Consider the following 26,999-nt stretch of genomic DNA (forward strand, 5'->3'; position numbering starts at 1 on the left):
TTCAATTGAGGGTTAAGTAGGATCGCAATGGAGATCTAAATAGGAGCTCCATCGAGGGTTAAGTAGGAGCGCAGTGGAGGGGAGGATAGAGCCGAGAGAGAGGGAGTGCCGAGGCTTCGCCCGAGAGGGTGAGGCAGTCGAGATGAGGCACTCGCCAGAGGGACGAGGTTCGCCACAGCAGAGAAGAGGCTCATTGAACGGCGATGCGGGGGATCGGTCTCTCGGGGAGTTTACCTACCTTTGCCTAAGCTATTCATCATTATCCAACTAAAGCTATGAAGCATGGATTTGTCAAGGTGGCTGCAGCCGTCCCCTTCGTTCGGGTAGCCGACTGTCAGTACAATATCGAACGCATCGAACGCATGATCCACCAGGCCGAGAGCCAAGGCGTGGAGATCCTAGCCCTACCAGAGCTCTGCATCACGGGCTACACGTGTGCAGACCTATTCCTACAACCCTTCCTGATCGAGGAGGCCGAGCATGCCCTGCTGCGCCTGGTCGAGCGCACCGCCTCGACCCGTGTCATGGTGCTGGTGGGGATGCCCGTTCGGGTTGAGGAGAAGCTCTTCAACGCTGCTGTGGCCTTCCAGTCGGGCAGCATCCTCGGAGCTATCCCGAAGACCTATCTGCCGAACTACAGGGAGTTTCAGGAGGCCCGCTGGTTCTCCCCCGCCAAGGATCTACAGTTTACGCTGACGAAGCTCGGCGGCTTCGACGTGCCGATCGGGCACAACGTGATCTTCCGAGCCGGCGAGGTCGCCATCGGGATCGAGATCTGCGAGGATATGTGGACGCCCTACACGCCGGGCACGAGGCTCGCACTGTATGGGGCGCAGATCATCTTCAACCTCTCGGCCAGCAACGAGAGCATCGGCAAGCACAACTACCTGCGCTCGCTCATCAGCGGCCTCTCGTCGCAGAACCTCTGCGGCTACGTGTACTGCTCGTGTGGCTATGGTGAGAGCTCGACAGACCTCGTCTATACGGGCAAGGCCTTTGTGGCAGAGATCGGGCGCATCGTCGAGGAGATGCCCCGCTTCGTCTACGAGGAGCGTTTGCTGGTCAATGACATCGACGTGAGCCGCATCCAAAGCGAGCGTCTGTGCAATAGTAGCTTCCGAGCCTCGGTGTCGGATCACACGCAGCGAGGCTTGCTGACCGAGATCCCCTTCGTCCTGAGGAGTGCGGAGGAGTCTCAGCAGATCAATCGGCACATCGAGTCCAATCCGTTCCTACCAGCCGATCAGCGCAGCGAACGCTGTCAGGAGGTTATCGATATGCAGATCTGCGCCCTCTCGCAGCGGCTGAGGCATATCGGGGCGCAGCATGTTGTCATTGGGGTGTCGGGGGGCTTAGACTCAACGCTGGCTTTGCTCTCGACGGTGGCGACCTTTGACTTCCTTGGCCTGCCACGTGAGCAGGTCATCGGGGTAACGATGCCTGGGCTGGGGACTTCGGCCCGCACGCTGGAGAATGCCCTCTCGCTGATGCACCTCTTGGGCGTAACGAGCTACAACATTGATATTCGCCCTGCTGTCGAGCGACACTTCGCCGACATCGGGCACGACCCTCAGCTGCAGGACCTGACCTATGAGAATAGCCAGGCTCGTGAGCGCACACAGATCTTGATGGATCTAGGCAATCGCTTCAACGCTCCAGTCATCGGCACGGGCGACCTCTCGGAGCTAGCCCTTGGCTGGTGTACCTATGGTGGCGACCACATCTCGATGTATTCGGTCAATGCTGGTCTACCGAAGACCTCTATTCAGTACATCCTGCGCCACTTGATCGAGACGAATGCCTTCGGTGTGGCTCTAGCCCCCGTGCTGCATTCGATCCTAGAGACTCCGATCAGCCCCGAGCTCAAGCCCACCGACCAAGAGGGGCAAATCGCTCAGCATACGGAGGCGACAGTAGGGCCTTATGAGCTGCATGACTTTTTCATCTACAACTTCCTCTCCTATGGGTTCACGCCGAGCAAGATCCAGTATTTGGCGCACGTGGCCTTCGAGGGTAAATATAGTGCTGGGACAATCAAGCGTTGGATGCGGGAGTTCTATCATCGCTTCTTCACGCAGCAGTTCAAACGCAATTGTATGCCCGATGGGCCGAAGGTAAGTCGCATCAGCCTCTCTCCTCGGGGCGACTGGCGTATGCCCAGCGATGCAGTAGCCAAGGCTTGGCTCGCAGAGATCGAGGCCCTACCAGAGGAGCTTTGACGGGTGTCCATTCACCGAGTATATGCTGGCATAAATAATATAGATTGGAGGCTCAGCAGAGCTGTAGTACCTTTGCCGGCGTAATTTAATCACCAACAGCCCCCTAGGGGGAGGTTAAAAACAAATCAAGACAATGAGCATCATCAACAGCGCAATGCCCGAATTCAAGGTACAGGCGTACCGCAAGGGCGAAGGATTTATCACCGTAACGAACGAAGACCTCAAGGGCAAGTGGGCTATCTTCTTCTTCTACCCAGCCGACTTCACTTTCGTATGTCCTACGGAGCTCGTAGACCTAGCCGATAACTACGAGGAATTCAAGAAGCTCGGTGTAGAGATCTACTCGGTGAGCACCGACACGCACTTCGTACACAAGGCTTGGGCCGATGCTACGGAAACGATCAACAAGATCCAGTATCCTATGCTAGCAGACCCCACGGGACATCTGGCTCGTGCCATGGGCGTCATGATCGAGGAGGAAGGTATGGCCTATCGTGGGACGTTCCTCTTCAACCCCGATGGCGTGGTGAAGGTAGCTGAGATCCACGACAATGGTATTGGCCGCGACGCTCAGGAGCTGCTGCGCAAGGTCAAGGCTGCTAAGTTCGTCTACGAGCACCCAGGTCAGGTGTGCCCCGCTAAGTGGAAGGAAGGCGACGCTACCCTCAAGCCTAGCATCGACCTCGTAGGTAAGATCTAATCAACGATCTGCCGACAAGATCAAGACAAACATTTGGGCAGGGAGTACACAGGCATAGCCTCGGGCTTCCTGCCCAAATTACATCCAAACAGATAAGTTCTGAAGCACTCAGAGAATAGTATATACTATTGAGTCGAATAGTACGTACTATTGGACAGAATAGTATATACTATTTCGACAAATAGTTATAACTATTTCGCTGAATAGTTAGAACTATTTACCCGAATAGTTATAACTATTTTGCCAGGGCCTCAAGAGGAGGCTAAGCCCTCACCTCGAAGAGAGTCCCACTACTCCCTCCAAACTATTTAACATCCAACAAACTATGAAGCTTGAACAAGCAATGATTGATCAGCTCCGAAGCATATTCTCTGCCCTGGAGCACCACTATACCCTCAAGATTACTCAGAGTGAAGACGCCAACGGCCAGGCTATGGTCGAGATGATTACCGACTTTGCCTCCTCCTCAGATAAGCTCTCCGTCGAAGTAAACCCAGGCACAGAGCTGCGCCTAGAGCTACTGCGAGACGGCGAAGCTACTGGCGTGAGCTTCCGAGGCATCCCCACGGGGCATGAATTTACGAGCCTGATCTTGGCCGTCTTCAACGCAGATGGCAAGGGGAAGAACCTACCCGACGAAGTTCTTGTGCGCCGCATTCAGTCGCTTAAGAAGCCTTTCCAGCTGACAACCTACGCCTCCCTCTCCTGCACCAACTGTCCCGAGGTCGTCCAAGCTCTCAACCTCGTGGCCCTAATTGCTGGAGAGGGGGCTCAGCACGAGATGGTCGACGGAGCTATCTACAAAGAGGAGGTAGAGCGTCTCGACATCTCCGCCGTGCCCACAGTCTACCTCGGCGACCAAGTCCTGCACATCGGCCAGAGCAACCTCGGTGAGCTCGTCCTCAAGCTCGAGGCCGCCGTCGGCAAAGAGGAGACGGAGAGCCAAGAGCCCATCCGCAAGTCCTACGACCTCATCGTCATCGGAGCTGGGCCTGCAGGTACAGCCTCGGCCATCTATTCCGCTCGCAAAGGGCTGCATGTCGCCCTAGTAGCAGAGCGTGTCGGCGGACAGGTCAACGACACCACTGCGATCGAAAATATCCCCTCCGTAGCCTCTACCACTGGGACACAGCTAGCTGCCGACCTGAGAGCCCACGCCCACGAATACAACATTGATATCCTAGAGCAGAGACGCATCGAGGGGATCGAACTCGCAGGCACTAAGAAAGAGGTTAAGACATCCATGGGCGAAGTACTCGAGGCCGAACAGATCATCATCGCCACAGGAGCAGCCTGGCGCAAGCTCGGTGTACCTGGCGAGGCCGAGCATATTGGCCGTGGAGTAGCCTTCTGCCCCCACTGCGACGGGCCCTTCTTCAAAGGCAAGGATATTGCCGTGGTCGGCGGAGGTAATTCGGGTATAGAAGCTGCTATAGATCTAGCTGGGATCTGCAAGAGTGTAACAGTGCTCGAATTCGCAGAGACCCTCAAGGCCGACACTGTCCTACAGGAGAAGCTCATGAGCCTACCCAATGTAACCGTCCACACCTCTGTAGCCACCCAAGAGGTCGTAGGCGATGGGACGAAGATCAGCAGCCTAAAGGTCGCTCCTCGTGATGGCAAACCAGCCTTTGACCTGCCTGTCGCTGGCGTATTTGTACAGATTGGCCTGGCGGCCAATACGCAGTTCGTCGATGGACTTGTCGAGCGTAACCGCATCGGCGAGATCGTTATCGACGAGCGTTGTCGCACCTCTGTAGAGGGCATCTACGCCGCAGGCGACTGTACGACTGTCCCTTACAAGCAGATTGTCATCGCTATGGGTGAGGGTGCTAAGGCCGCTCTGACCGCCTTCGACGAACGAATTCGAGGCGGACAGCACTAACCTCCCCAGCCGATCCTCCCCAAAAGCATAGCCCCAGATGCCTCTCGGCATCTGGGGCTATATCATTCGTATAAGCTAAGAGAAGTTCATTCGTTGGGTTGGCTGGCATAAAAAGCCAGGATACGAGCCTTGAGGATGAAGTCATGCTGGGCACGACTGAGTTCCATACGGGCATTGATCGCTCTGAGAAGTGCCTCATCGTATTCGAAATGTGCACTGCGTCCGACGATCATCTGCTCGTAGAGGTGCTTGCTAGAGAGTGATGCTGCTTCGGCTGCCGCACGAGCGACCTCGATCTTACTCTTGGCTAGCAGAGCATTCATACGGGCCTGATGGATCTCCTTGTAGAGGCTCTTGTGCATGCGCTCTCGCTCGAGCTTACGCTCCAGCACCCCGAGGCGGGCCATACGGATGCTATTGGTTGTGGCAAAGCGATTGAAGATAGGGATACTCATACTCAATCCAATGTACGAACGCCCATTGCTACGCAGCTGCGACGAGAAAGAGGGATTAAGGGCGGCATAGGCCTTACCCAGCTGGTAGTAATAACTATTCGAATAGCCAGCACTCAGAGAGATTTGAGGCAGATGAGCCGAGCGAGCTGAACGGACTGCCTCCTCGGCAGAGGCAATAGAGAGCTCGAGAGCCTGCATCCCTGGTCGATGGAGCAAAGCCTCTCGATAAATCTCCGCCTCACTGAGCAGGTATCGCTCTGCCTCTCGGAGCTCCTGCTCGAGAGACAGGGGGGCAAGCTCGACAGAGGTCTTTGTCTGATCGGCCTCCATGGCTTGTAAGAGCTCTAGCTCTGCGGAGGCTCTCTGCCCCTCAGCCTCCTCGAGTCGCAGAGCACGATCGGCCTGCTGAGCACGAGCTTCGAAGAGCTTGACCTCGGGCCACTTCCCCTCGGCAACCATTGCCTGTGCCCTATCCGTTAGCCGCTTGGCTTGATCGAGCTCACCTCGCATGATCTGGCAAATATCCTTCTGATACAAGACAGCAACATAGAGTTGTGTAATGCGTAGACCTAGATCTTCCTTGGCCTTACTCAGCTGAGCCATTGCAGCCTGCACATTGAGTCGAGCAGCCTTGAGCTCATGCAGACGACGCCCTCCTGTGAAGAGCGGTAGATCAGCACCGATCGAGAAGGATGAGCTGGACGAGGAGCGATCGACATAGACTCCTGCTTGGTTCTCCGATCGACCGAAGGACCAGCCTTGACCTAGGTTCGCTGATACGCCAGGAAGGAAAGCATTACGCTGAGAGGCCTGCTGGATCTTGAGCTGCTCGAGGCGCAAGCGTTCGCCCTGCAGCGTGAGGCTACGCTCCTGAGCCAGGCGAATGCAATCCTCGAGGCTTAGCCTCTCGGGCAACTGCGAGCCCTGCGCTCGGGCCTCCATCGCAAAGGCTAATCCCGAGAGGAAGAGGGGGAGCAGAATGCTAGATATTCGTTTCATGAGGTTTTGGACTAGGAATTAACGATTGAATATTTGGTTGCCACGCAGGCGTTCACCCTGCTTGAGTCCCTCCTTGACCACGACCTTAGAACCGTCAGAGGTCCCGAGGCGCACATAACGCTCCTCGGAGGTGAAGGGCTCTTGACTCGTAACAACCTGGACGAAGGTCGAGTCGGAGCGATAGCTCACACAGGTCTCAGGGATGGTCATCACACCTGTCTCTCGGACGATAATGATCTCGGCATTGGCACTATAGCCTGCTCGAAGCTGCGAGATGAGGCTATCGGGCAGGTTGAGTAGCTGACCCTTGACCTCGAAGAGGGTTGCTCCGCCCGATGGTGTTCCCTGGGGGGAGATGTATTCGAGTCGAGCGGCATGGCGACCCTCACCCATTGCTCCGATGCTCAGGAGCATCTCTTGGCCGACGGAGAGCTTGCCGACCTCGGTCTCGTCGGCATCGCCACGGAAGAGGAGGTCTCGCATATTGGCAATGCTGGCAATAGTCGTCCCCTCGTTGAAGTTATTAGCCTGGATGACGGAGCTACCGACCTTGACAGGGATGGAGAGGATCTTACCCGATACGGTAGCTCGGATGAGGGTAGGGCTCTCCTGTACGTTACTCAGACCAATCCCCTTGCGGATAATCATGAGCGACTCCTCGGCACTGCGCAGCTCATTGCGGCGCATCTCGTAGTTGGTCTTGCTACGCTCGAACTCCTCGGCCGAGACAATGCTCTGCTCATGGAGCTTCTGGTCTCGCTCGAAGACCTGCTTGGCCTGCTCGAGGTTGAGCCGTGCCTGACGGATGCTCTGCTCGGCATTGCTGATCTGCATGATCTCGGGACGAACGGCCAGACGAGCAATGATGTCGCCGACCTTGACCTCGTCGCCAGGCTTGCAGAGGATCTCGGCGATGATGCCTGGGATGCGGGGCTTGATGGCCACCTCATTGCGAGGCATGATCGTGCCAGCTAGAACAAGTTTCTTGACGATGGAGTCGCTGAGCTTAGGCTCCTCGATCTCGTAGCGGGTCTCGGGCGTAGAGTTCTGCCGCCAGAGGTAGCTGAAGGTCAGCACTACGGCGAGGGCAAGCAAGGCCCAGAGGGCGATTTTGAAGAACTTTTTCATATCACTTAGTTTATTCGATGTTGCTATATACTGCTTGAGGGAGGAGGGGCTTACTCCTCACGGATGGCATCGATGGCCTTGATGTCGAGGGCTCGGCTGGCAGGCAATGCTCCTGCCAGTAGCCCTCCGAGGATAACGATCAGGAGCGAGATGAGGAGGATCGCAGGGTTGATCGTCGGGTTGTAGAAGGGTAATCCATCGCCTCTACTAGAGGCGGAGTCATTGAGGCCCGAAGCCTCGACGATGAGGCTCATCAGAGCGACCCCGAGGATGATCCCGATGAGGCCCGAGATGAAAGTTAGGAAGACCGACTCGGAGAGGATCTGCACGATGATATCCAGCGGCTTAGCCCCGATGGCTCGGCGCACGCCGATCTCCTGGGTGCGCTCTCGGACGGTTACCAGCATGATATTGCTGACCCCTACGACGGCTGTGAGCAGAGTGCCTATGCCGACGATCCACACGAGGATGTTGATGCCCAGGAGGATACTCTCGAAGAGGGCGAGCATCTCCTCGACCATGAAGATCTCAAGAGCCTCATTATCTTCAGGGGCAATGTGATGTCGCTCCTGGAGGAAGGCCTTGATACGTCCCTGTACATCCCTCGGATGCACTGAGGGATAGAGGTCTACGGCAATGGAGTTGATACGGCCACGCAGCCCCTCAGCCTTGTTCATGAGCCCAAAGGGGATGTAGGCCGACTCTGGCACCCAGGTGCCGATATTGATCATTTGCGAGACGGGGCGTACGATACCGATGACTGTGTAGTAGCGGTTGTTGAGCTGGATGCTCTTGCCGATGCCCTGGGAGAGCTCTTTCCCGAAGAGCTCCTCAGCCGTTTCATTGCCCAGGATGCATACCTTGCGCTCCTCTTGTATATCGGCCTGGCTCATCAGGCGACCATGGATGAGCTGCACCCGATGCACGTCAAAGAAGCCTGCATTGATACCCACGACGGTGGCATTACTCCGCTTGATGCCGAAGGTCGCACTCTTGTTCCTTCGCTGGCGAGAGTAGTTGTGGTAGGCTACAGCCTGGATCTCGGGGATACGCTCGGCGAGCTGCTCGGCATCCTCGACACGAAAGCCGATGTAGCGGCCTGCCTTGAACCCCTTGTAGGGTTTGCTGGTAGAGCCAGACCAGGCGGCGATGGCTCGGGGGGAAACGCCCAATAGCTCTCGGGCAATACCATTCTCGAAACCTCGACTGATGCTCAGGAGGATCACCAGCATGAAGAGCCCCCAGAAGACCCCAAAGGCCGTAGCAATGCTTCGCCTGCGGTTACGACGGATCGACTGCCCAATCTCTTGGAGGCTATCTCTGTCCAATAATCTAAGTCTCATACGATGAGGTTATTTGTCTATAAAAGATGTGAGATTAGGAGCGCATAGCCTCGACAGTAGGGATCTTGAGAGCCTTGCGGGCAGGCAGATAACCAGCGAGCAAGCCTCCCAAGGTCATAACGAAGATGGCCGAGATGGCCGTCTCTACCGTAATGACTGGGTGCATGAAAAGCTGTAGGGTAAACTCTCCATTGGCAATACTCTGCTGCCCGATGCCCGTGCGCTGCATAATGCTGTCGATCAGAGCCATGAGCCCCACTCCAATGCACAGGCCGACGAGCCCCGAGATGAGGGTGATCAGGACGGACTCGGTAAGGATCATCGAGAGAATGCTACGAGGCTTCGCCCCGAGAGCCTTGCGGATGCCGATCTCTCGTCTGCGCTCGGTAACCGTGGTCTGCATGATGTTGATCACCCCCACCAGGCCAATGGTCAGCGTACTGAGGCCGATGACCCAAAGGAAACCAGTGATACCGCTGCTCACCTTCTGAAAGATCTTCAGATCCTCGGCACGCGAGCGAACGGAGATCACACTCATATCGTCGGGGGCAAAGCCCTTCAGCGGTGCGAAGAGGGCGAGGAGCTCCTCCCGCAGCCCCTTAGTGGCCTGCTCTGTATCGATCGAGGGGGCGAGGACCTCTACACCTCGAATAGCATTGGTTTGCTTGCGGGAGGAGTAGTCCAGGTTTAGTGCGTGCATTGTGCCGAGGGGGATATAGTTGTCGCTCCAGCGTCTGCGGTCTCCCTTGTAGACCCCCACGACACGGAAGGCGATCTTCCAGAGATGCACCTCCTTGCCGATAGCCTCCTCTGCCGAGCCGAAGAGGTTGTTGGCAATGAAGTCGCACAGGACAATGACCTTGCGCTTGTCATTGTGGTCGCTAGCGTTGATGAAGCGTGAGCTCTTCGTCTGTAGCTGAACATGCTTGACCTGCTTCAGTGCCTCTGTGCAGCCAGTGAGCTGTAGCTCTGCCACTCGCTCCTGATACTTACCCTCTGCCCAGCTCGAGCTGTAGGGGGCGATGCCCTGGATCCTATTGCCCATCATCTGCTGGATGAGAGCCGCATCCTCGAGGATGAAGTTCGGTTGGTAGTAGCGAGGCAGGCCGTTGTAGGGCTTGGACATCCAGCCGAAGCGGATGCTCACGGCGGCGTTGTCCATCCCCGAGATGCCCATATTATGGTAGATGCCGTTGCGAATGCCTGCGCCTGAGCTCAAGAGGATGATGAGGATGAAGATCCCCCAGCCGACCGCAAAGCCCGTCAGGATCGTGCGGATCTTATTGGCCGAGAGGGTGGCGAAGATCTCCTTGAGCTGTTCGTTATGGATCATGGTCTTGAGATTTATTCGCTGATGATCATGCCGTCGCGCATGTGTACGATGCGGGAGCATTGCTCGGCGACAGCTCGCTCGTGGGTTACGATGATGATGGTCATCCCTCGGCGGTTCATCTCCTGGAAGAGCTGCATCACCTCCTCGGTAGTCTTCGAGTCGAGAGCCCCCGTAGGCTCATCCGCCAGGATCACACTAGGCTGGGTAACGAGGGCTCGGGCAATGGCCACACGCTGCTTCTGCCCCCCCGAGAGCTCGCTAGGTAGATGATGGGCCCAGTCCCCTAGGCCTACATAGTCAAGATATTCCTTGGCCCGCTTCATACGCTCACGATACCCCATACCTCTGTAATAGAGGGGCAAGGCAATGTTCTCCAATGCGTTCTTGAAGGGGATGAGGTTAAAGGATTGGAAGACGAAGCCGATCTTGCGGTTACGCATCTCGGCGGCTTGGTTCTCATTGAGGTCTCTGACAGCCTCGTTATCGAGCATGTAGTGCCCTTGGTCGTACACGTCCAGGATACCCAGGATATTGAGCAGGGTACTCTTGCCAGAGCCCGATGCACCCATGATGGCAATCAGCTCGCCTCGCTTGATCTCTAGATCTATGCCCTTGAGGACGTGCAGCGGCTGTGCCCCTGGGTAGGTCTTGTGGATGTTCTTCAGTCTAATCATCATCTTGCGTATGTTTATGTAATCAATCGCATGAGCCCCGTAGAGAGGGTTCGACAATGCAAAAGTAGCAATAATATCTTGCCATGCAAGCAAAAAAGTATAATGTATTGCATCGAAGAGAAGAGATTCCCCCTCGGGCACTAGAGCAAAGGACCTCGCAAACAACTAATAATTAGGATATTAGTCCAATCCTAGAGGGATAACGCACGAGAGGGCAAATCATTGTATGGCTAGCCCTCCCGAGGGCACTCTCTAGAGCTCGGCCTAGTGGCACAGCCATCGAGACCTCGGCTGCATGCCTGTCGAGACTTCGACTGAGATGGAGCTCAGAACTCGCTCGAGGCATAAGTAGGACTTCACTCGAGCTCCTATTTGAGTCTCACTTGCGATCCTACTTAGACCTCACCTGCGATCCTATTAGGATCACCCAGTAGGGATAGCGGGGCGGTGGGGAAGTTCATCCTTCCCTAGAGGTCTCCAATAAGATATTGTTCGTACCTTGCATATGCCCGAGCAATCGGAGTGCAACGAGCCTCCACCCTACCTTCGGGCAGTCGAAGCTATGCGATATCTACTCATCATCCTCGGTCTTAGCCTACAGCTAGGCCTTGCCCAGGCGCAGGACAATATTGGACTACGCCTCTTCGGCCTGAGCATCCACCCACACTCGGAGCGGGAGAATGCCTCTATCATGCCCTTAAGGCTCGACCCCGAAGCCTACCTAGTACAGAACCTCGGGGCGATCCTCTCATACGAAAAGTTCATCTACCGAGACCTCTTCTCGGCCAAGCTGGCCCTAGCCCTCTACTCAGACTGTGCTGCACGCCTCGGCGGCTTCGTGCACCTCGGGCTCAGGGGGCGGATCTTTCAGTTCCGTCGGCACAGCTTCTATGGGGGGCTCGGGCCGACCTTCATCTTCCGCCGCAATTGGCTCGAGATCGAGGCCTACAAGGATCAGAAGCTCTTCAAGGGCTCGAGAGACGATCGCTACCAGTACCTCTTCCTCTGGTACGGCGGCGAGTTCGAGTACCACTACAGACTGAGCGAACGGCTCGATGCCATCCTGAGCCTTATCCCCGGCTATCCCGATCTGATGAGCCTCTCCGTCGGGCTTAACCTTCGCCTCTAGAGCGAGGGCCCTCCCCCACGAAACGACGAGGGTGCGGCAGACGCTTACGCTGCCGCACCCTCGCCCCTCTCTAAAGGGGAAACTCTCGCCTAGTGCTTCACCTCCTCTACATCGCCCCGATAACGGAAGAAGACGGCGAAGAGGACTGCGATCAGCAGCGAATAGCCAGCGAAGATATACCAACTCGTAGACCAACCCTCGATCACAGCAAGAGGATCAGTCTCGGAGAAGACAAACCGATCGACCACGAGCTGAGCCCCCAGAACCCCGAGTGTCGCCCCGATACCATTGGTCATCAGCATGAAAAGCCCCTGAGCACTCGAGCGCATACTCTTGTCCGTCTCCTGGTCTACGAAGAGCGAGCCCGAAACATTGAAGAAATCAAAGGCCAGGCCATAGACGATCATGCTCAGCACGAAGAGCCAAACCCCTGGGCCTGGATCGCCAACAGCAAAGAAGCCGAAGCGAAGCACCCAGCCCATCATTGCCATGAGCATCACCCTCTTGATACCAAATCGCTTGAGGAAGAAGGGGATCAGCAAGATACACAGCGTCTCGCTCATCTGCGAGAGAGAGATCAAGGCATTAGCATGATTAGCCCCGAAAGAGTCAGCAAACTCCGGGATCTTCTTAAAGTCTGTGATGAACGAGTTGGCAAAGCCATTACTTACCTGTAGACTCACCCCCAGGAGCATCGAGAAGATGAAGAAGAGGGCCATCTTGCGCTCTCGGAAGAGCGAGAAAGCCTTCAGTCCAAGAGCCTCAACAAGCGTCTTCTGCCCCCCAGCTGGGGCTACGGGGCAGTGGGGCAACACGAACGAATACATGAAGAGCAGCAAGCCAAAGGCCCCTGAGACGGCAAACTGATAGCTCGTCTGCTGCAGGCCCGCAAAGTCGATCAGCAGCATACAGCAAATAAAACCAATCGTCCCGAAGATGCGGATCGAGGGGAAGTCCTTAACAATATCATACCCAGCCTCCTCAAGTGCATAGTACGAGACCGAATAGCTCAAGGCCAGCGTAGGCATGTAGAAGGCCACACTAAGGCTATAGAGCAGGATCATAGGCACAAAATCGAGACTAGGACTCAGGAGCGTATAGCCACACAGGCCCAGCATCATCAGGGCAGCGATCAGATGACACAACCCCAGGAGTCGCTGGGCAGGAATCCAACGATCTGCCACGATACCCATCAGGGCAGGCATGAAGATCGAGACAATACCCAACATCGCATAGAAGAGGCCAATATGTCCGCCGAGACCATGCGTGCCGAGATAGTTACCCATAGAGGTAAGGTAGCTCCCCCAAACTGCGAACTGGAGGAAGTTCATAATCGTTAGCCGTAGCTTAACGCCGTGCTTACTTGTCTGCATAAGATAAAGACAAAATAAAACCGAGTAGCATCAACCCCCAACAAAAACGGGGCATGCTACTCGGTCATAGGATTAGAATGTTATAGTTTGAACTCTGTAGAGACGATATCGAGCTTCAGCTGCTTCTCCTTCTTGCTCAGTCGGACAAAGGTGGGAGCAAGATGCTCACTCAGACCCGTAGTGGCATCTCGGGCTTCGGTACGGGACACTGGTACCAGGTGCAGCACCAGTGGGCGAGCCACCGACCAGCTCTTGCTCTGAGCATCGTAGCGGGCATGTAGGCGCAGGTGCTCCATCAAGAGGCGAGAGATATTGGAGAAGCTATAGGCCGTGCTGCGGATGGAGTACCTAGACGAGAGGTAGGCCGTAGCTGCCTGCGAACGCTCGGTCTCGCCCGAGCGGAAGAAGGTGCTCACCGAGTCCTTCGGCATCAGCATCATATAGGCGGGCGGATTGAGGCGCATGTCCTCGGGGTTCTTCACGGGGAAAGAAATCGAGGCATCGGCCAAAAGCCACGAAGTGCCGATATTCAGCGGGCCACGCCCCTGGAAGACCTTCTCTAGCTCCGAGGTCGAGAGCTCAAGTTCGGTAACGACCCCAGCAGGCGACTTGATATAGGTATAGTCTGCATTGGGGGCAAGAAGCGTCTCCATCGAGCTACTGGTGAAGCCATTGGCCTGGGGCGTCTGACGGGTGTTGATGAACTGTACCATGGCCGTCGTATCCTTGCCTTTGTCCCTCTTGTAGGTGTAGTGGATGGCCATGGTCAGGCTACGGGCCTCAACGACGCATCCACTCCCTGTACTGCTCGTCAGCAGCAGCCCTCCGAGCACCCCCTCGTTGAAGGCCTCTTGACTCTCGAAAACCTGGGGCTTGCTCTTACTCAAATCATAAATACGCTGACCGATCTCTTTATTCACCTTGAGGCGAAGAAAAGAGACTGTGTCTTGCGCATAGACTGTATTCCTAGCCAGGGAGACAAAGTCCGAGGAGAGAAGCAACTCGGGCTTGCGGTACTTGTCGAGGGAGGGCTGAGAGAAGGGAAGACCCTTGAAACCTCGCTCCACCTCATAGATAGATACCTTGAGCGGAGCTGTACGGTCACCAACATAGTTATAGTAGCGCAGTAGGAGGTCGACCGAGTCTATCTTGCCCTCCTTGGGGATGTGGGGGAACTTAAAGCCTGGAGCAAAACGTAACTGAGCTATGAATTCGCCCTTAAAGTCGCCATATACAGGGTCAGAGATCTCCCCCAGCAACCCCGCTGTGCTAGTCGAATAGATGCTGTCGAGACGAACCGTCTTGGCCGTGAACTTGAGGTGGTGAAGGCGGCTCTCCACTCGGTCACTACCAGGCTGAACAATCTCACCAATACTCGAGAGCTCATCGTTGCAGCTGGTACTCACAAGGGCCAACACTAGGGCTAGTGCGAGCTGATAGATCTTTGACTTCATAGGATTTGATTATAGAACTGATCGTAGGCCGCAGCATAATCCTCCACTCCCTGATAGGGGAGGAAGGGCTTACCACTCTGCGTAATAAACTCCTGGATCTCAGGGGCAATCTCCTGGCTACCCTGTACCACACCATGAGCATGATGAATAGCTAGGCGCATCAATGCCCCCCAATGGGTCTGCCCCTCCATCATGGCCACAGAGGGCTGCTTGATGTTGTCGAACTTGAGCTTCTCGAAGAGAGTCTCGGGCATCTGTCCAGCCTCAGGCTCGTTGTAGACAGAGAAGACGATCTTACTCTTCTTCAGACAAGGGTCGTCCTGGTATACCTTCTTCAGGTAGAGCATTGCCAGGGCCGTGAACCAACCGTGGCAATGGATCACATCGGGTATCCAACGTAGCTTCTTGACAGTCTCGAGTGCACCACGTACGAAAAAGATCGAACGCTCGTCATTATCATTGAGCCCTTTGGCATCGGGCCCATAGAGCGACTTACGCTTGAAGAAATCATCATTGTCGATGAAGTATACCTGCATACGGGCCGAGGGAATGGAGGCTACCTTGATAATCAGAGGGTGATCATTGTTGTTGATGATCATATTGAGCCCAGAGAGACGGATAACCTCGTGCAGCTGATTTCTTCGTTCGTTAATAAGACCATAGCGAGGCATGAACATACGGACGTCGTTGCCCAGCTCTTGGATCGATTGGGGGAGCTTGCGAGATAGAGTCGCTATCTCGGTCTCAGGGAGATAGGGGAAAATCTCTTGGGAGATAAATAGAACTCGCTTTTGACTCATGCTAAACTGATTAGAGTGCAGGGGCTAGACCAAGGACTCGAGTCTCTAGCACCGAGGTGCATCGCCCTGCAGAGTAATAATATAAACGTCCCACAAAGGTACAAAAAACTCACCACCCTGCCTAGCAGCCCACCACCCTCAACGACGGGGGGAGAAGGTCTGACTCATTCGGCCTCCGTCACACAAACTACCTTAGCTTCATAACAAAAAGAATCCCCCCTCGTACCAAGGCTGTAGCATCGATACGAGGGGGAATAAAACCTTCTAAAGAAGCGACTTACTTCACGTCCTTGAGCAGCTCCTCGACAGCACGCTCAAGCTGAGAGTCCTTGCCCGAGAGAGCCTTCTTGAAGTCCAAAGAGACCTTAACATCGGGCTCAAGCTGGAGGTTCTCCAGGTATCCACCCTCAGCCGTGCGATACCCCACGGCAGGGATGCCGAAGTAGAGGCTGGGGTCTTGGAGGGTAACCCAGTTTACACTGGTCATCGTGCCAGGTACGGGCATCCCTACGACCTTGCCGATCTTCATCTTCTGATACACCCAGGGCGTACCATGAGCATTGCTATAGTCAGCCTCGCAGGTCAGCATGATCGAGGCATGATTCCATCGACGAGAGGGCATCTCGCAGTAGTCCTTGCCTCGGATCTCCTGCTGTAGGTACTTCTTACCCGAGAAGAAGACCTCGATGTCCTCATGCAGCCTTCCCCCGCCATTGTACCGGATGTCGATGACGATCCCCTTGCGGCCATAGTAGCGGCCCAGCACATCGGCATATACCGTGCGGAAGCTGGGGTCACCCATCGAGGGGATGTGCACATAGCCTAGCTGCCCGCCCGAGAGACGCTCTACCTCGTCGGCACGCTGACGCACCCAACGCTTATAGAGCAGGGCATTGAGAGCCCCCGAGGAGATAGGCTTGATCGTATAGCTCGTGCTCTTGCCCGTCTGGTGAGAGCGTAGACTCACGAGGATGGACTTCCCTGCCTTACCATTGAGCATCTCGAAGAAGTCCTTACCAGCTTTAATCTCTTCGCCATCAATGCTCTCGATGACGTCCCCAGCCTCGATCTTAATATAAGACTTGTCGAAGGGGCCCGAGGCCACTACTTCGTCCACCACCAAGCCATCCTTGCCCGAAAGACGATGGTAGAAGAGGCCTAGCTCTGCGGTAGCCTCCTGAGCTCTATCGCCTCTATAGCCCGAGCCCGTATGAGAAACATTGAGCTCACCCAGGAGCTCACTCAGCATCTCTGCAAAGTCGTAGCCGTTGTTGATATGGGGCAGGTAACGTCTGTAGGTCTTGGTCAGCTTAGGCCAATCTACCCCGTGCATATCAGCTCGGTAGAAGCGAAGGCTCTGCTCTCGCTCGACCTCTGCAAACATAGCTTCTCGCTCTAGGCCCTTATCGATGCGCACCTCTCCCGTGTGAGGTACAGGCTTGAGCGATCCGCTCGCAGGGTCTAGCTTCTGAGCCCCACCCGAGCCAAAGAGGAAGATCGTCTTCCCATCCTTATTCGCCTGAAACCAGCTACCACCAGCACCTTTGCGTACAAGCTGTACATTGCCCTTGCGCATATCCTTAGACCAAAGGTCAAAAGAGCCCTCAAAGGCGGCCAAATAATAGAGCTTCTTGCCATCGGCCGTTAGGATCGCATCCCCGAGGCTAGAGGAGTTAGGCGTCAGGCGTACAATGCGATCCTCGATGCCCTCCCATTCGATAACAATATCCTTGCTCTTGGCCTCTGGGCTGGCCTTCTTGTCGTCCTTCTTGCTCGACTTCTTCTTAGCCTCCTTCTGCTCCTTGGCCTTGGCTTCTGCCTCAGCCTTCTTGGTCTGCTCCTGGTAGATCTCATACTCCTCCTGGCTCATTCGATACTCCTCGTAGGCCTTACGGTTGAGGAAGGCGATCATTACGTCGTTCTGAGAGCCCCAAGAGGCATGGTTGCGCATACCATAGCGATCTGTGCTGAAAAGGATCGAGTTCCCATCTGCAGACCAACGAGGGTTGCTGCTGAAGTAGCCACTATTGGTCAAATTCATGATCTCTTGGCCTCCTGCAGCACTCACGATACCGATGTCGCTGTAGGGGGCATGTGCACGGGCTACATATGAGAGAACGAACCACTTGCCATCGGGCGACCAGCTGTAATCAATATCCCCACGCATGTCCTGCTGTGTACTGCCATCGGTAATCTCTCGAAGGCTTTTCGAGGCAATATTGTAGACCACTAGACGGCGACGCTCCAGGACAAAGGCAATCTCCTTGCCATCGGGCGAGAACTGAGGTAGAGCCTTCTCCCCCCTAAGCTTGGGCAAGAGCTTACGCTCGATGATACTCGTTGCATTGGGGAAGTTGGGGTCTTCGCTGCGGGCGATCTTAGCCTCGTAGAGATCCCAGTGTCCATCTCTGTAGCTGTCGTAGACGATCGTCCTATTGTCTCCACCGAAGCTCACAGCCCGCTCGGCAGCAGGGCTGTTGGTGATGCGCTTGGTCGTCGAATACTCGGCCGAGGTTACGAATACTTCGCCTCGAGAGACGAAAGCAATCTGCTTACCATTAGGCGAGAGCGAAGTAGACTGCATCCCTCCCATGATAGGGAGCTTAACCCGCTCTGTATCGTCGAGGTCGTGGGTGAGCGTGATGATCAGACGCTTGGGCTTCTCGCCAGGTATGAGAGTATGTAGCTCACCTGCCTGGGAAAAGCAGAGCAGCCCTTCACGAGAGCTCGTCAAGAAGCGCACGGGCTCACCCTTGAAGCTCGTCAGAGGCACGACCTTATCCTCTTCAGCGAGGATAGAGGTCTTGTAAACATTCATCGAGCCGCCACGGCGTTCGCTGAGGAAGTAGACCTCCTTGCCGTCGGGGCTATAGATGGGGTCTCTGTCTTCTCCATCGTGCTTGACAACGTAGCGGTAGGTTTTACTCTTGAGGTCATACTCAACGATATCTCGAGTAACCGAAGAGGTATGATGCTTGCGCCATTCGTTCTCGAAGCCCTTGAGATCCTGGAAGAGGATCTTATTGCCATCGGCGGAGAAGCGTACCTGCTCGGCAGCCGTAGGCAGTAGCTGCTGCACTTCGCCGCCAGAGACAGGGATCTGATACAGCTCGGTCAGAGAAGGCGTAGGGAAGAGGGCCGAAGAGGCTGGATCCTGGATATGCGCCTTGAAAACAATATACGCCCCGTCTGGAGTGAAGGTGTAGGGAATCTCAGAGGTCGAATGAGTCGTAACACGACGGGCAGAGCCCCCCATTGAGGGCATCACATAGATCTCGGAGCCGAAACCATTACGGGTACTGGTAAAGGCGATCTGCTTACCGTCGGGCGACCAAATCGGATGGCTGTCGTAGGCAGCATGGGTTGTCAGACGCACAGCCTCACCACCAGAGCTGGGGACACGATAGATGTCGCCCTTGTAGGTGAAAGCAATCTGCTTGCCATCGGGCGAGAGTGCTGGATAGCGAAGCCAAAGTGGACGCTCCACCGTCTGCCCCAGGGCTGGGATAGAGCCCAGAAGGGCGAGGCAAAGAGCTAGTTTCTTGATTTGCATAGCTATTGTTGTTTATAATGAAAGTTGTCTTGCTCTTGCGAAGATACGACATTCTGCGCCACCCTAGGCACTAGACTTGAAGGGGGATGGAGGAGGAGACAACTGAATTGAGGCTGGATTAGAGGCAAAGGCCCACAAAAAAAGCAGAGGGTGTCAGACCTTAAAGTCTAACACCCTCTCTCTACAAAAAAACGGCGGCTACCTACTCTCCCACTAGACGCAGTACCAATGGATAGAGGTGGATCCCCAACGTTATAACCACCGAAAAAATTCAGCAATCATTAACCAATAGTAAGAACAACGGAAACAATCCGTAAAACCAAACACGTATACAACAAAGAGCACAAAACTTTCGGGCTATTAGTACTACTCGGCTATGACATCACTGCCTTTACACCTGTAGCCTATCGAGGTCATAGTCTATAACCACCCTTATGAAGAAATCTAATCTTGAGGTGAGCTTCGTACTTAGATGCTTTCAGCACTTATCTCCTCCGAACGTAGCTACTCGGCAGTGCACCTGGCGGTACAACCGATAGACCAGCGGTCCGTCCAACACGGTCCTCTCGTACTAGTGTCAGCCCCTCGCAAATTTCTAACGCCCACAACAGATAGAGACCGAACTGTCTCACGACGTTCTGAACCCAGCTCGCGTGCCACTTTAATGGGCGAACAGCCCAACCCTTGGGACCTTCTCCAGCCCCAGGATGTGACGAGCCGACATCGAGGTGCCAAACCGCTCCGTCGATATGAGCTCTTGGGAGCGATCAGCCTGTTATCCCCGGAGTACCTTTTATCCTTTGAGCGATGGCCCTTCCATACGGAACCACCGGATCACTATGCTCTAGTTTCCTACCTGTGCGACTTGTTTGTCTCCCAGTCAAGCACCCTTGTGCCATTACACTCTACGACCGGTTACCAATCGGCCTGAGGGTACCTTTAGAAGCCTCCGTTACGCTTTTGGAGGCGACCACCCCAGTCAAACTACCCACCATGCAGTGTCCTCACTCTTGCGAGTTAGAACCCAAATAACAAAAGGGCCGTATTTCAACAGCGACTCCACGAATACTGGCGTACCCGCTTCTTAGTCTCCGGCCTATCCTACACATCTGTTATCCAAATTCAATGCAAAGCTATAGTAAAGGTTCACGGGGTCTTTTCGTCCCGTTGCGGGTAATCGGCATCTTCACCGATACTACAATTTCACCGAGCTCGCGGTTGAGACAGTGCCCAGATCGTTACACCATTCGTGCAGGTCGGAACTTACCCGACAAGGAATTTCGCTACCTTAGGACCGTTATAGTTACGGCCGCCGTTTACTGGGGCTTCAATTCAATGCTTCTCTTGCGATGACATCTCCTCTTAACCTTCCAGCACCGGGCAGGTGTCAGGCTGTATACTGCATATTGCTATTTCGCACAGCCATGTGTTTTTGTTAAACAGTCGCCTGGGCCTATTCTCTGCGGCTCCCATTACTGAGAGCGTCCTTTCTCCCGAAGTTACAGGACTATTTTGCCTAGTTCCTTAACCGCGAATCACTCGAGCGCCTTAGTATACTCAACCCAACCACCTGTGTCGGTTTAGAGTACGGGTAATTATACAATATGCTTAGCGGGTTTTCTAGGGAGTCTGATTACGTCCATATCTCCTCGTGCAAGCACTTAGAGTACTTTCAGGTTCGACTCTCAAGGCGGATTTGCCTACCTCGATCAACGTCTACACCCTTCAACCAGCTATTCCGTCAGCTGGCAGGACTGCCACTTCTCCGTCACCACATCGCTCGTATAATTAGTACCGGAATATTAACCGGTTCATCCATCGGGTACGCCGTTCGGCTATCCCTTAGGTCCCGACTAACCCTGATCCGATTAGCGTTGATCAGGAACCCTTAGTCTTTCGGCGAGGAGGTTTCGCACCTCCTTTATCGTTACTTATACCTACATTTGCTTTTCCAAAAACTCCAAAAAGGGTTGTCCCCTCACCTTCAACGTCGTTGGAATGCTCCCCTACCGATATATTAAATATCCCACAGCTTCGGTAAATAGCTTATGCCCGATTATTATCCACGCCAAAGCACTCGACTAGTGAGCTGTTACGCACTCTTTAAATGAATGGCTGCTTCCAAGCCAACATCCTAGCTGTCTTAGCACCTTGACTTCGTTTATTCAACTTAGCTATTATTTCGGGACCTTAGCCGATGGTCTGGATTATTCTCCTCTCGGACATGGACCTTAGCACCCATGCCCTCACTCCCGGGATATAACTTATACGCATTCGGAGTTTGTCTGGACTTGATAGCCGGTGAAAGCCTCGCATCCAATCAGTCGCTCTACCTCGTATAAGAAACTCCCGAGGCTGCACCTAAATGCATTTCGGGGAGTACGAGCTATCTCCAAGTTTGATTAGCCTTTCACCCCTACCCTCAGTTCATCCGGAAGCTTTTCAACGCTTAACGGTTCGGTCCTCCAGTTAGTTTTACCTAACCTTCAACCTGACCAAGGGTAGATCACTTGGTTTCGCGTCTACTCACCCTGACTGGCCGCCATTTAAGACTCGCTTTCGCTTCGGTTCCATGACTAATATCACTTAACCTCGCCAGAATGAGTAACTCGTAGGTTCATTATGCAAAAGGCACGCAGTCACACCATAATGATGCTCCTACCGCTTGTAGGCAGACGGGTTCAGGGTCTATTGCACTCCTCTGTTCGAGGTTCTTTTCACCTTTCCCTCACGGTACTGGTTCACTATCGGTCTCTCGGGAGTATTTAGCCTTAGCGGATGGGCCCGCCAGATTCACACAGGATTACTCGTGTCCCGCGCTACTCAGGATACTACTAGGTATAAATTCAATGTCGAGTACGGGATTATCACCCTCTATGATTGACCATTCCAAGTCATTCCTCTATCAAATATAAGTCCATATCGTAGTCCTACAACCCCAATAATGCCGAAACATTATTGGTTTGGGCTAATCCCCGTTCGCTCGCCACTACTAAGGGAATCACTTTTGTTTTCTTCTCCTATGGGTACTTAGATGTTTCAGTTCCCCACGTTCGCTCACCGCTCTGCGGTGTAGTACATCTTCAATGTACTGGGTTGCCCCATTCGGAAATCTGCGGATCAATTCGTATGTGCCGATCCCCACAGCTTATCGCAGCTTATCACGTCCTTCTTCGCCTCCGAGAGCCTAGGCATCCACCGTCTGCCCTTATCTGTTTTGCCGCTCATGCTCCCTATCAATAGAAAGCACAAGTTGTATACTTGTTCTAATTATGCTCTACAGTTGTTTTCTCGTTATTCTTACTAATGATGTCAATGATCGCTCGATCTAGCTAGGCTAGATCTCAAGCCCAATATCAAAGGTCCCCCTCCGAAATTAGTACGACTACACCCCCCCTATCGTGTCTGTAGCCCTTTATACCTAACAACACCCGCTCGGCGTCGTGCTCTCAACGTTTCCGTCGTTTGCGAGTGCAAAGATAGAGCAAAAANCGTGTCTGTAGCCCTTTATACCTAACAACACCCGCTCGGCGTCGTGCTCTCAACGTTTCCGTCGTTTGCGAGTGCAAAGATAGAGCAAAAATTCTATTCCCTCCAAATATTTCTCAGATTATTTTTTGAGCAAAAAACAAAACTAAAAACCAAAAACAAAACAACACAAACAAAATCAATAACTTATACATTATAAAGATTGTCGAGATAAAGAGGAGAAAATAGTCGAAGCCTGTCGCCAAAAGCTCCAAACACCCCGAAGAAAAGGAGCTCCCTCCCCCTAGCCAAAGAGCCAAAGAGAAGATCGAAAGAAGCATCAACTAGAAATACAGTAAAGATAAATAGGTGCGAAGGTGAATGCATACTTAGATATCCAGCGAGACACAAGTAGGATCGAAAGCGAAATCCTACTTAGATCGACTGTGAGACTCAACTAGGATCACAAGACTAGTGTAAATAGGAACGCANCGAGACACAAGTAGGATCGAAAGCGAAATCCTACTTAGATCGACTGTGAGACTCAACTAGGATCACAAGACTAGTGTAAATAGGAACGCAGATACATTTCTACTTAGATCGACAGCTCCGAAATAAGTGTTACTTTTGTGCTGTCACGAGATCCTCAATGATAGCGCGGCCAACACGGTTGGAACTTCCAAGCTGAGTGAGTGACCTGTAAGGCTAGTAGAGTTTATACTCTTGCTGGCCTTATTTGTTATAGGAGGTTGAGCTGGTACTTCTCTTCGAATAGAATGTCTTCGAGGGTAAGGTAATGAGAGAGAATTCCTCCCACAAATAACACAGCACCTAGAGATTCCTCTCTACCAGTCGAGAGGCTATCTAGAAATTCACCCAGGGACAAATAAAAACGCCCCCGAGGCAAAGAAGAGGACAGAGGCAACCTCCTCCTCCCTATCCTTCACACCTATAAAAAGAGCGGGAGCATCGTGAACGCTCACGACACTCCCACTCATCATAAGGTCTTCCCAATCGAAGAGATAAGTCTACAACCTATACAGAGTAGAGGCTACTGATAGACTCATGGTTGATCACTCGCTTGATGGCCTCGGCAAACACACCCGATACAGAGAGGATGTGCACCTTGCTGCAAGGCTTGCGCAGAGGGATCGAGTCGGTGAAGATGATCTCCTTGAGAGCAGAGGCTTCGATACGCTCCACCGCAGGATCACTCAGCACCGCATGACTAGCAATAGCCCGTACACTGCGTGCCCCATTGGCAATCATCAGGTCAGCTGCCTTCGTGATCGTGCCTGCAGTATCGACGATGTCATCGACGAGTAGAACATCCTTGCCCTCCACATCTCCGATAATGCGCATCTCGGCAACCTCGTTGGCCTTAGCCCTATGCTTATGACAGATGACCATGGGAATGCCGAGGAACTTGGCGTATGAGTTTGCTCGCTTCGTCCCCCCAACGTCTGGGGTGGCCATCACGGCATTATCCATATCGACCTCGGACTTGAGGTAATCGACAAAGACCGTTGAGGCATAGAGATGATCCACAGGGACATTGAAGAAACCCTGGATCTGATCGGCATGCAAATCCATCGTGATCATACGAGTAATGCCTGCGGCACTCAGAAGATCGGCAATGAGCTTAGCTCCGATAGATACACGTGGCTTGTCCTTACGATCCTGTCGAGCCCAGCCAAAGTAAGGGATCACAGCCGTGATGTAGTGTGCCGATGCACGACGGGCAGCATCAATCATCAGGAGAAGCTCCATGAGATTGTCTGAAGAAGGATAAGTAGACTGCACAAGGAATACATCCTTGCCACGAATGCTATCCTTATAGTAGACAGAGAATTCGCCATCGGCGAAGTGCTCCACCTCCATGTCGCCTAGGCTACAGCCAAGGCCTTGGGCAATCTGCTCTGCCAGATCTCTAGAGGCAGAGCCTGCGAAAATGGCAAAGTTGTTTGAGTTTGTAGTCATGTTTGCTGAAAGTAGATATTGTGCTATCCTTGAGTGCAAAGTTAGCACTTTACACTGTCATCCCCCAACGTTCTGAAGCAAAAGATTGCCACACACAAGCCCCTCCTCAGCACAGCTCTACTTCGGCAGCACCTTGAGCTCATCCATCAGCTCGAGCAAGAAGTCCATGTCTTGCGAATTGAACTTTCTTGCCCATAATCCATTGGAGCTGAGCAGCATCGGGCGATCGGCTCGGGTGTAGTCGGCCAGCACATTGTCCCGCCAACCGATCTCTCGCATGCAGCCCCTACCCTCGAGTACAACATCGAAGATGCGCTCCCGCATCGGAGAATGCCAAAGAAGGGTCTGGACGAAGATCTCGTCGGAACAAAAACTCTGACGATAGAGCCTGAGTAGCTCCTCCCTTCGCTCCAGCATATATCCGACAAACTCATGAGTAAGGCTTACCCACTGCGTCCCCTTCTTAAACTCAATATCTTGATACCTCCTCAGACCTGTGGCGATCTGCGTCCTCAGCCACAAGAAGCGCAAGAGCCTCTTGAGCTGAAAGACAAAGCCCGAACCCTTGAAGTCCCTAGCAAAGAGATGCCGCCTGCGCACCTTGCGATCAATAGAGACCTCAAGATCTCGACCCCAGTAATAGCCAACAAACTCCGCCCCCGCATGGGTAGCGAAAAACTCATGGATGTAGTCCTGGCTCTTGAGCGGTAAATCAACCCCACTGAGCAAGTGATAGTAACTATAGCCGCTAGCCTGCCTATAGGCTTCAGCAAAGAGCTCTAGCTCTGTATCGACCATGCTTACATCGCCCCAGCGAACATCTATTCGTCGAGGCAAAATGAAGAGACCGGCATGGCGGGTAGACAACTTCGGGAGCTCCTGTACCTTGCGGTCAAAATGGATGTAAATATCGTTGCGCACATCGTCTAGGCATCGCACGAGCAGCTCCAGCACAGCAAATTCGCCGTGAGCAATGATCAGATAGGCATGACGCATCATAGTGGGAGGGGATTAGGAGGGTAATCAAAAGGAGCTAGTGAACAAGGCTAAAAAGCTAGGGGCTATCCCATGGCTCATGCCACTAGGATAGCCCCGATATTTTGATAATGACCTACTGAGAGTCTTATTCAGCGATCTTCGTCAGCACAGCACGGCTGAGACGTGGGTCGTTGTAGTACATGTTAGCTACACCACCCTTGAAGTCCTTCTTGAGCTGAGCTTCAGACACACCGAACTCCTGTACGAGGCAATTGTAAACAACCTCTGCACGCTTGCGGCTCAGGAAGATGTTGCGCTTGCTGCTGCCAGTACCCTGGTCTGCGTAGCCCACCACGGTGTAAACCATCTTAGGATTAGCCTTGATAGCAGCTGCCAGGTAACCGAGGTTCACACGATCCTTCTTGGTCAGAGTCCAGCGATTGATAGTAAAGGTTACGAGCAGAGGCTGAGCAGATACATTGTCAGAGGTAACCTCACGGTTGAGAGCGTTGTGCAGCTGACGACGAAGATCCTCATTAGCATCCTGCAGCTCAGCGATACGATCACGCAGAGAAGCAACAGTTCCTTCTCCTACACGGATAGTCGTCGTAGTAGCACGATCCCAACCTCTCTTGGGGAAGTTATAAGAAACGCCCACAGAAGCAGAGAGAACACCCTCGCCCCAACGAGCACCGATCTGCTGGTCAAAGCGGTCATTCACGAAAGCACCACGAACATCAAGATTGATGTCCAAAGCACGGCTTACACGGAAACGGTTCAGAAGACCTATGCTAGCAGATACCTCGTGCGTATAGCCATCGTTGTTAGAGATGCCAGGAGCAGGTACAGAAGCCTTCTCAAGAGACTGCATCCAACCAAGGCCAGCGTAAGGGATGAAAGAGTAGAAGCGATCTTCGTTATAGCCACCGATCATCTGAGAGAGGTTCAGCATAATGTCCAGGTGAGCATTCAGATACTTCATCTCGGTCTCGAAGAGGAGGTCTCCCTTACCGTTATCATACTTCACACGAGGCTGCTTGATATAACCCTGATGACCTGTAAGCGAAGGGCCAGAGACTCCGTTAACTTGGATGCCACTTACACCGAGGCGAAGACCAAGACCAGGAGTAAACCACTTACCTACATACAGGTCAAAGTTGGGAGTAAGCTTGTCGAAGAACTTCATCTGTCTCGTAGAATGGTCAGCGAAGAGCATCTGAGCTCCGACACCAACACCTACAAACCAGTTGCTGCCGAACTTATTAGTAACTACAGCGTGCTTGCCGCCGTGAAACTCAGTCGTAACAACTGAGTCGAGAGTGGAAGTAGCCTGCGCTGAAGCTACCTGAGTAGTGGCAAGAAGAAGACCTGCCAGCACCAAACTTTTTCTTAACATAATATTCAACAATTTATTATTTACTTCTAACTTGACCACTTTGCCAACCACGCTCACAAACCGTCAAAACCTTGCTTTGAAAGCATGTTTGGGAAAGTGTGGCGCAAAGATAATACTTTTTTCTTATATAAC

The 26,999-nt window shown here is 53.4% G+C and carries 16 protein-coding genes and 1 rRNA gene; 4 read left to right on the plus strand and 13 right to left on the minus strand.

Features of this window, described 5'->3' with window-relative positions:
* Window positions 1-275 precede the first annotated feature (275 nt).
* The 3 genes from HQ37_RS06100 to ahpF all read left to right on the plus strand — a co-directional run bounded on the left by HQ37_RS06100 (window position 276) and on the right by ahpF (window position 4,804).
* On the plus strand, window positions 276-2,219 hold the full coding sequence (locus tag HQ37_RS06100) for an NAD(+) synthase (protein WP_036881488.1): 1,944 nt from the start codon (window positions 276-278) through the stop codon (window positions 2,217-2,219).
* Between the two features lie 133 nt (window positions 2,220-2,352).
* Entirely contained in the window at window positions 2,353-2,919 is a 567-nt protein-coding gene (ahpC, locus tag HQ37_RS06105; protein ID WP_036881490.1) for an alkyl hydroperoxide reductase subunit C, read from the plus strand.
* A 325-nt stretch (window positions 2,920-3,244) separates the two neighbouring features.
* The gene (ahpF, locus tag HQ37_RS06110) at window positions 3,245-4,804 is read left to right on the plus strand and encodes an alkyl hydroperoxide reductase subunit F (RefSeq protein WP_036881491.1); all 1,560 of its coding nucleotides are present in this window, start codon (window positions 3,245-3,247) and stop codon (window positions 4,802-4,804) included.
* Window positions 4,805-4,890: 86 nt separating this feature from the next.
* Here ahpF and HQ37_RS06115 read toward each other — a convergent pair whose 3' ends face one another.
* The 5 genes from HQ37_RS06115 to HQ37_RS06135 are packed head-to-tail and all read right to left on the minus strand — an operon-like array spanning window position 4,891 to window position 10,736.
* Entirely contained in the window at window positions 4,891-6,258 is a 1,368-nt protein-coding gene (locus HQ37_RS06115; RefSeq protein WP_036881493.1) for a TolC family protein, read from the minus strand.
* An 18-nt stretch (window positions 6,259-6,276) separates the two neighbouring features.
* Entirely contained in the window at window positions 6,277-7,386 is a 1,110-nt protein-coding gene (locus tag HQ37_RS06120) for an efflux RND transporter periplasmic adaptor subunit (RefSeq protein ID WP_036881494.1), read from the minus strand.
* Between the two features lie 50 nt (window positions 7,387-7,436).
* Window positions 7,437-8,729, minus strand: coding sequence for an ABC transporter permease (locus HQ37_RS06125; RefSeq protein WP_036881495.1), 1,293 nt, complete (start codon window positions 8,727-8,729; stop codon window positions 7,437-7,439).
* Window positions 8,730-8,763: 34 nt separating this feature from the next.
* A complete protein-coding gene (locus HQ37_RS06130) occupies window positions 8,764-10,062 on the minus strand; it encodes an ABC transporter permease (protein WP_036881496.1) in 1,299 nt (432 codons plus the stop codon).
* Between the two features lie 11 nt (window positions 10,063-10,073).
* A complete protein-coding gene (locus tag HQ37_RS06135) occupies window positions 10,074-10,736 on the minus strand; it encodes an ABC transporter ATP-binding protein (protein WP_036881562.1) in 663 nt (220 codons plus the stop codon).
* A 562-nt stretch (window positions 10,737-11,298) separates the two neighbouring features.
* On the opposite strand from HQ37_RS06135, the gene HQ37_RS06140 reads away from it, so the two are divergent.
* Window positions 11,299-11,865 carry a hypothetical protein gene (locus tag HQ37_RS06140; protein ID WP_036881563.1) on the plus strand — a complete coding sequence of 189 codons (567 nt, stop codon included), beginning with the start codon at window positions 11,299-11,301 and terminating at the stop codon, window positions 11,863-11,865.
* Between the two features lie 89 nt (window positions 11,866-11,954).
* On the opposite strand, the gene HQ37_RS06145 is transcribed toward HQ37_RS06140, so the two are convergent.
* From HQ37_RS06145 to HQ37_RS06180, 8 genes are all read right to left on the minus strand, one after another.
* Window positions 11,955-13,238: a nucleoside permease gene (locus HQ37_RS06145; protein WP_036881497.1), complete on the minus strand. Its 1,284-nt coding sequence runs from the start codon at window positions 13,236-13,238 to the stop codon at window positions 11,955-11,957.
* Window positions 13,239-13,318: 80 nt separating this feature from the next.
* Window positions 13,319-14,692, minus strand: a complete 1,374-nt coding sequence (locus HQ37_RS06150) for a DUF4270 domain-containing protein (protein WP_036881498.1) — start codon at window positions 14,690-14,692, stop codon at window positions 13,319-13,321.
* The gene (locus HQ37_RS06155) at window positions 14,689-15,492 is read right to left on the minus strand and encodes a glycogen/starch synthase (protein ID WP_036881499.1); all 804 of its coding nucleotides are present in this window, start codon (window positions 15,490-15,492) and stop codon (window positions 14,689-14,691) included. The genes HQ37_RS06150 and HQ37_RS06155 overlap by 4 nt, the downstream gene beginning before the upstream one ends.
* A gap of 277 nt (window positions 15,493-15,769) precedes the next feature.
* Complete coding sequence (locus HQ37_RS06160) at window positions 15,770-19,045, minus strand: S41 family peptidase (protein ID WP_052080814.1); 3,276 nt, start codon at window positions 19,043-19,045, stop codon at window positions 15,770-15,772.
* 340 nt (window positions 19,046-19,385) lie between these two features.
* A 23S ribosomal RNA gene (locus HQ37_RS06165) occupies window positions 19,386-22,267 on the minus strand.
* Between the two features lie 1,281 nt (window positions 22,268-23,548).
* Complete coding sequence (locus tag HQ37_RS06170) at window positions 23,549-24,493, minus strand: ribose-phosphate pyrophosphokinase (RefSeq protein ID WP_036881500.1); 945 nt, start codon at window positions 24,491-24,493, stop codon at window positions 23,549-23,551.
* A gap of 117 nt (window positions 24,494-24,610) precedes the next feature.
* Window positions 24,611-25,492 (minus strand): beta-1,6-N-acetylglucosaminyltransferase, encoded by an 882-nt coding sequence (locus tag HQ37_RS06175; protein WP_235264645.1) that lies wholly within the window; start codon window positions 25,490-25,492, stop codon window positions 24,611-24,613.
* 124 nt (window positions 25,493-25,616) lie between these two features.
* Window positions 25,617-26,867, minus strand: a complete 1,251-nt coding sequence (locus HQ37_RS06180; protein ID WP_036881502.1) for an OmpA family protein — start codon at window positions 26,865-26,867, stop codon at window positions 25,617-25,619.
* Window positions 26,868-26,999: the final 132 nt, after the last annotated feature.

The organism is Porphyromonas sp. COT-239 OH1446, assembly GCF_000768875.1.
Classification (GTDB): domain Bacteria; phylum Bacteroidota; class Bacteroidia; order Bacteroidales; family Porphyromonadaceae; genus Porphyromonas.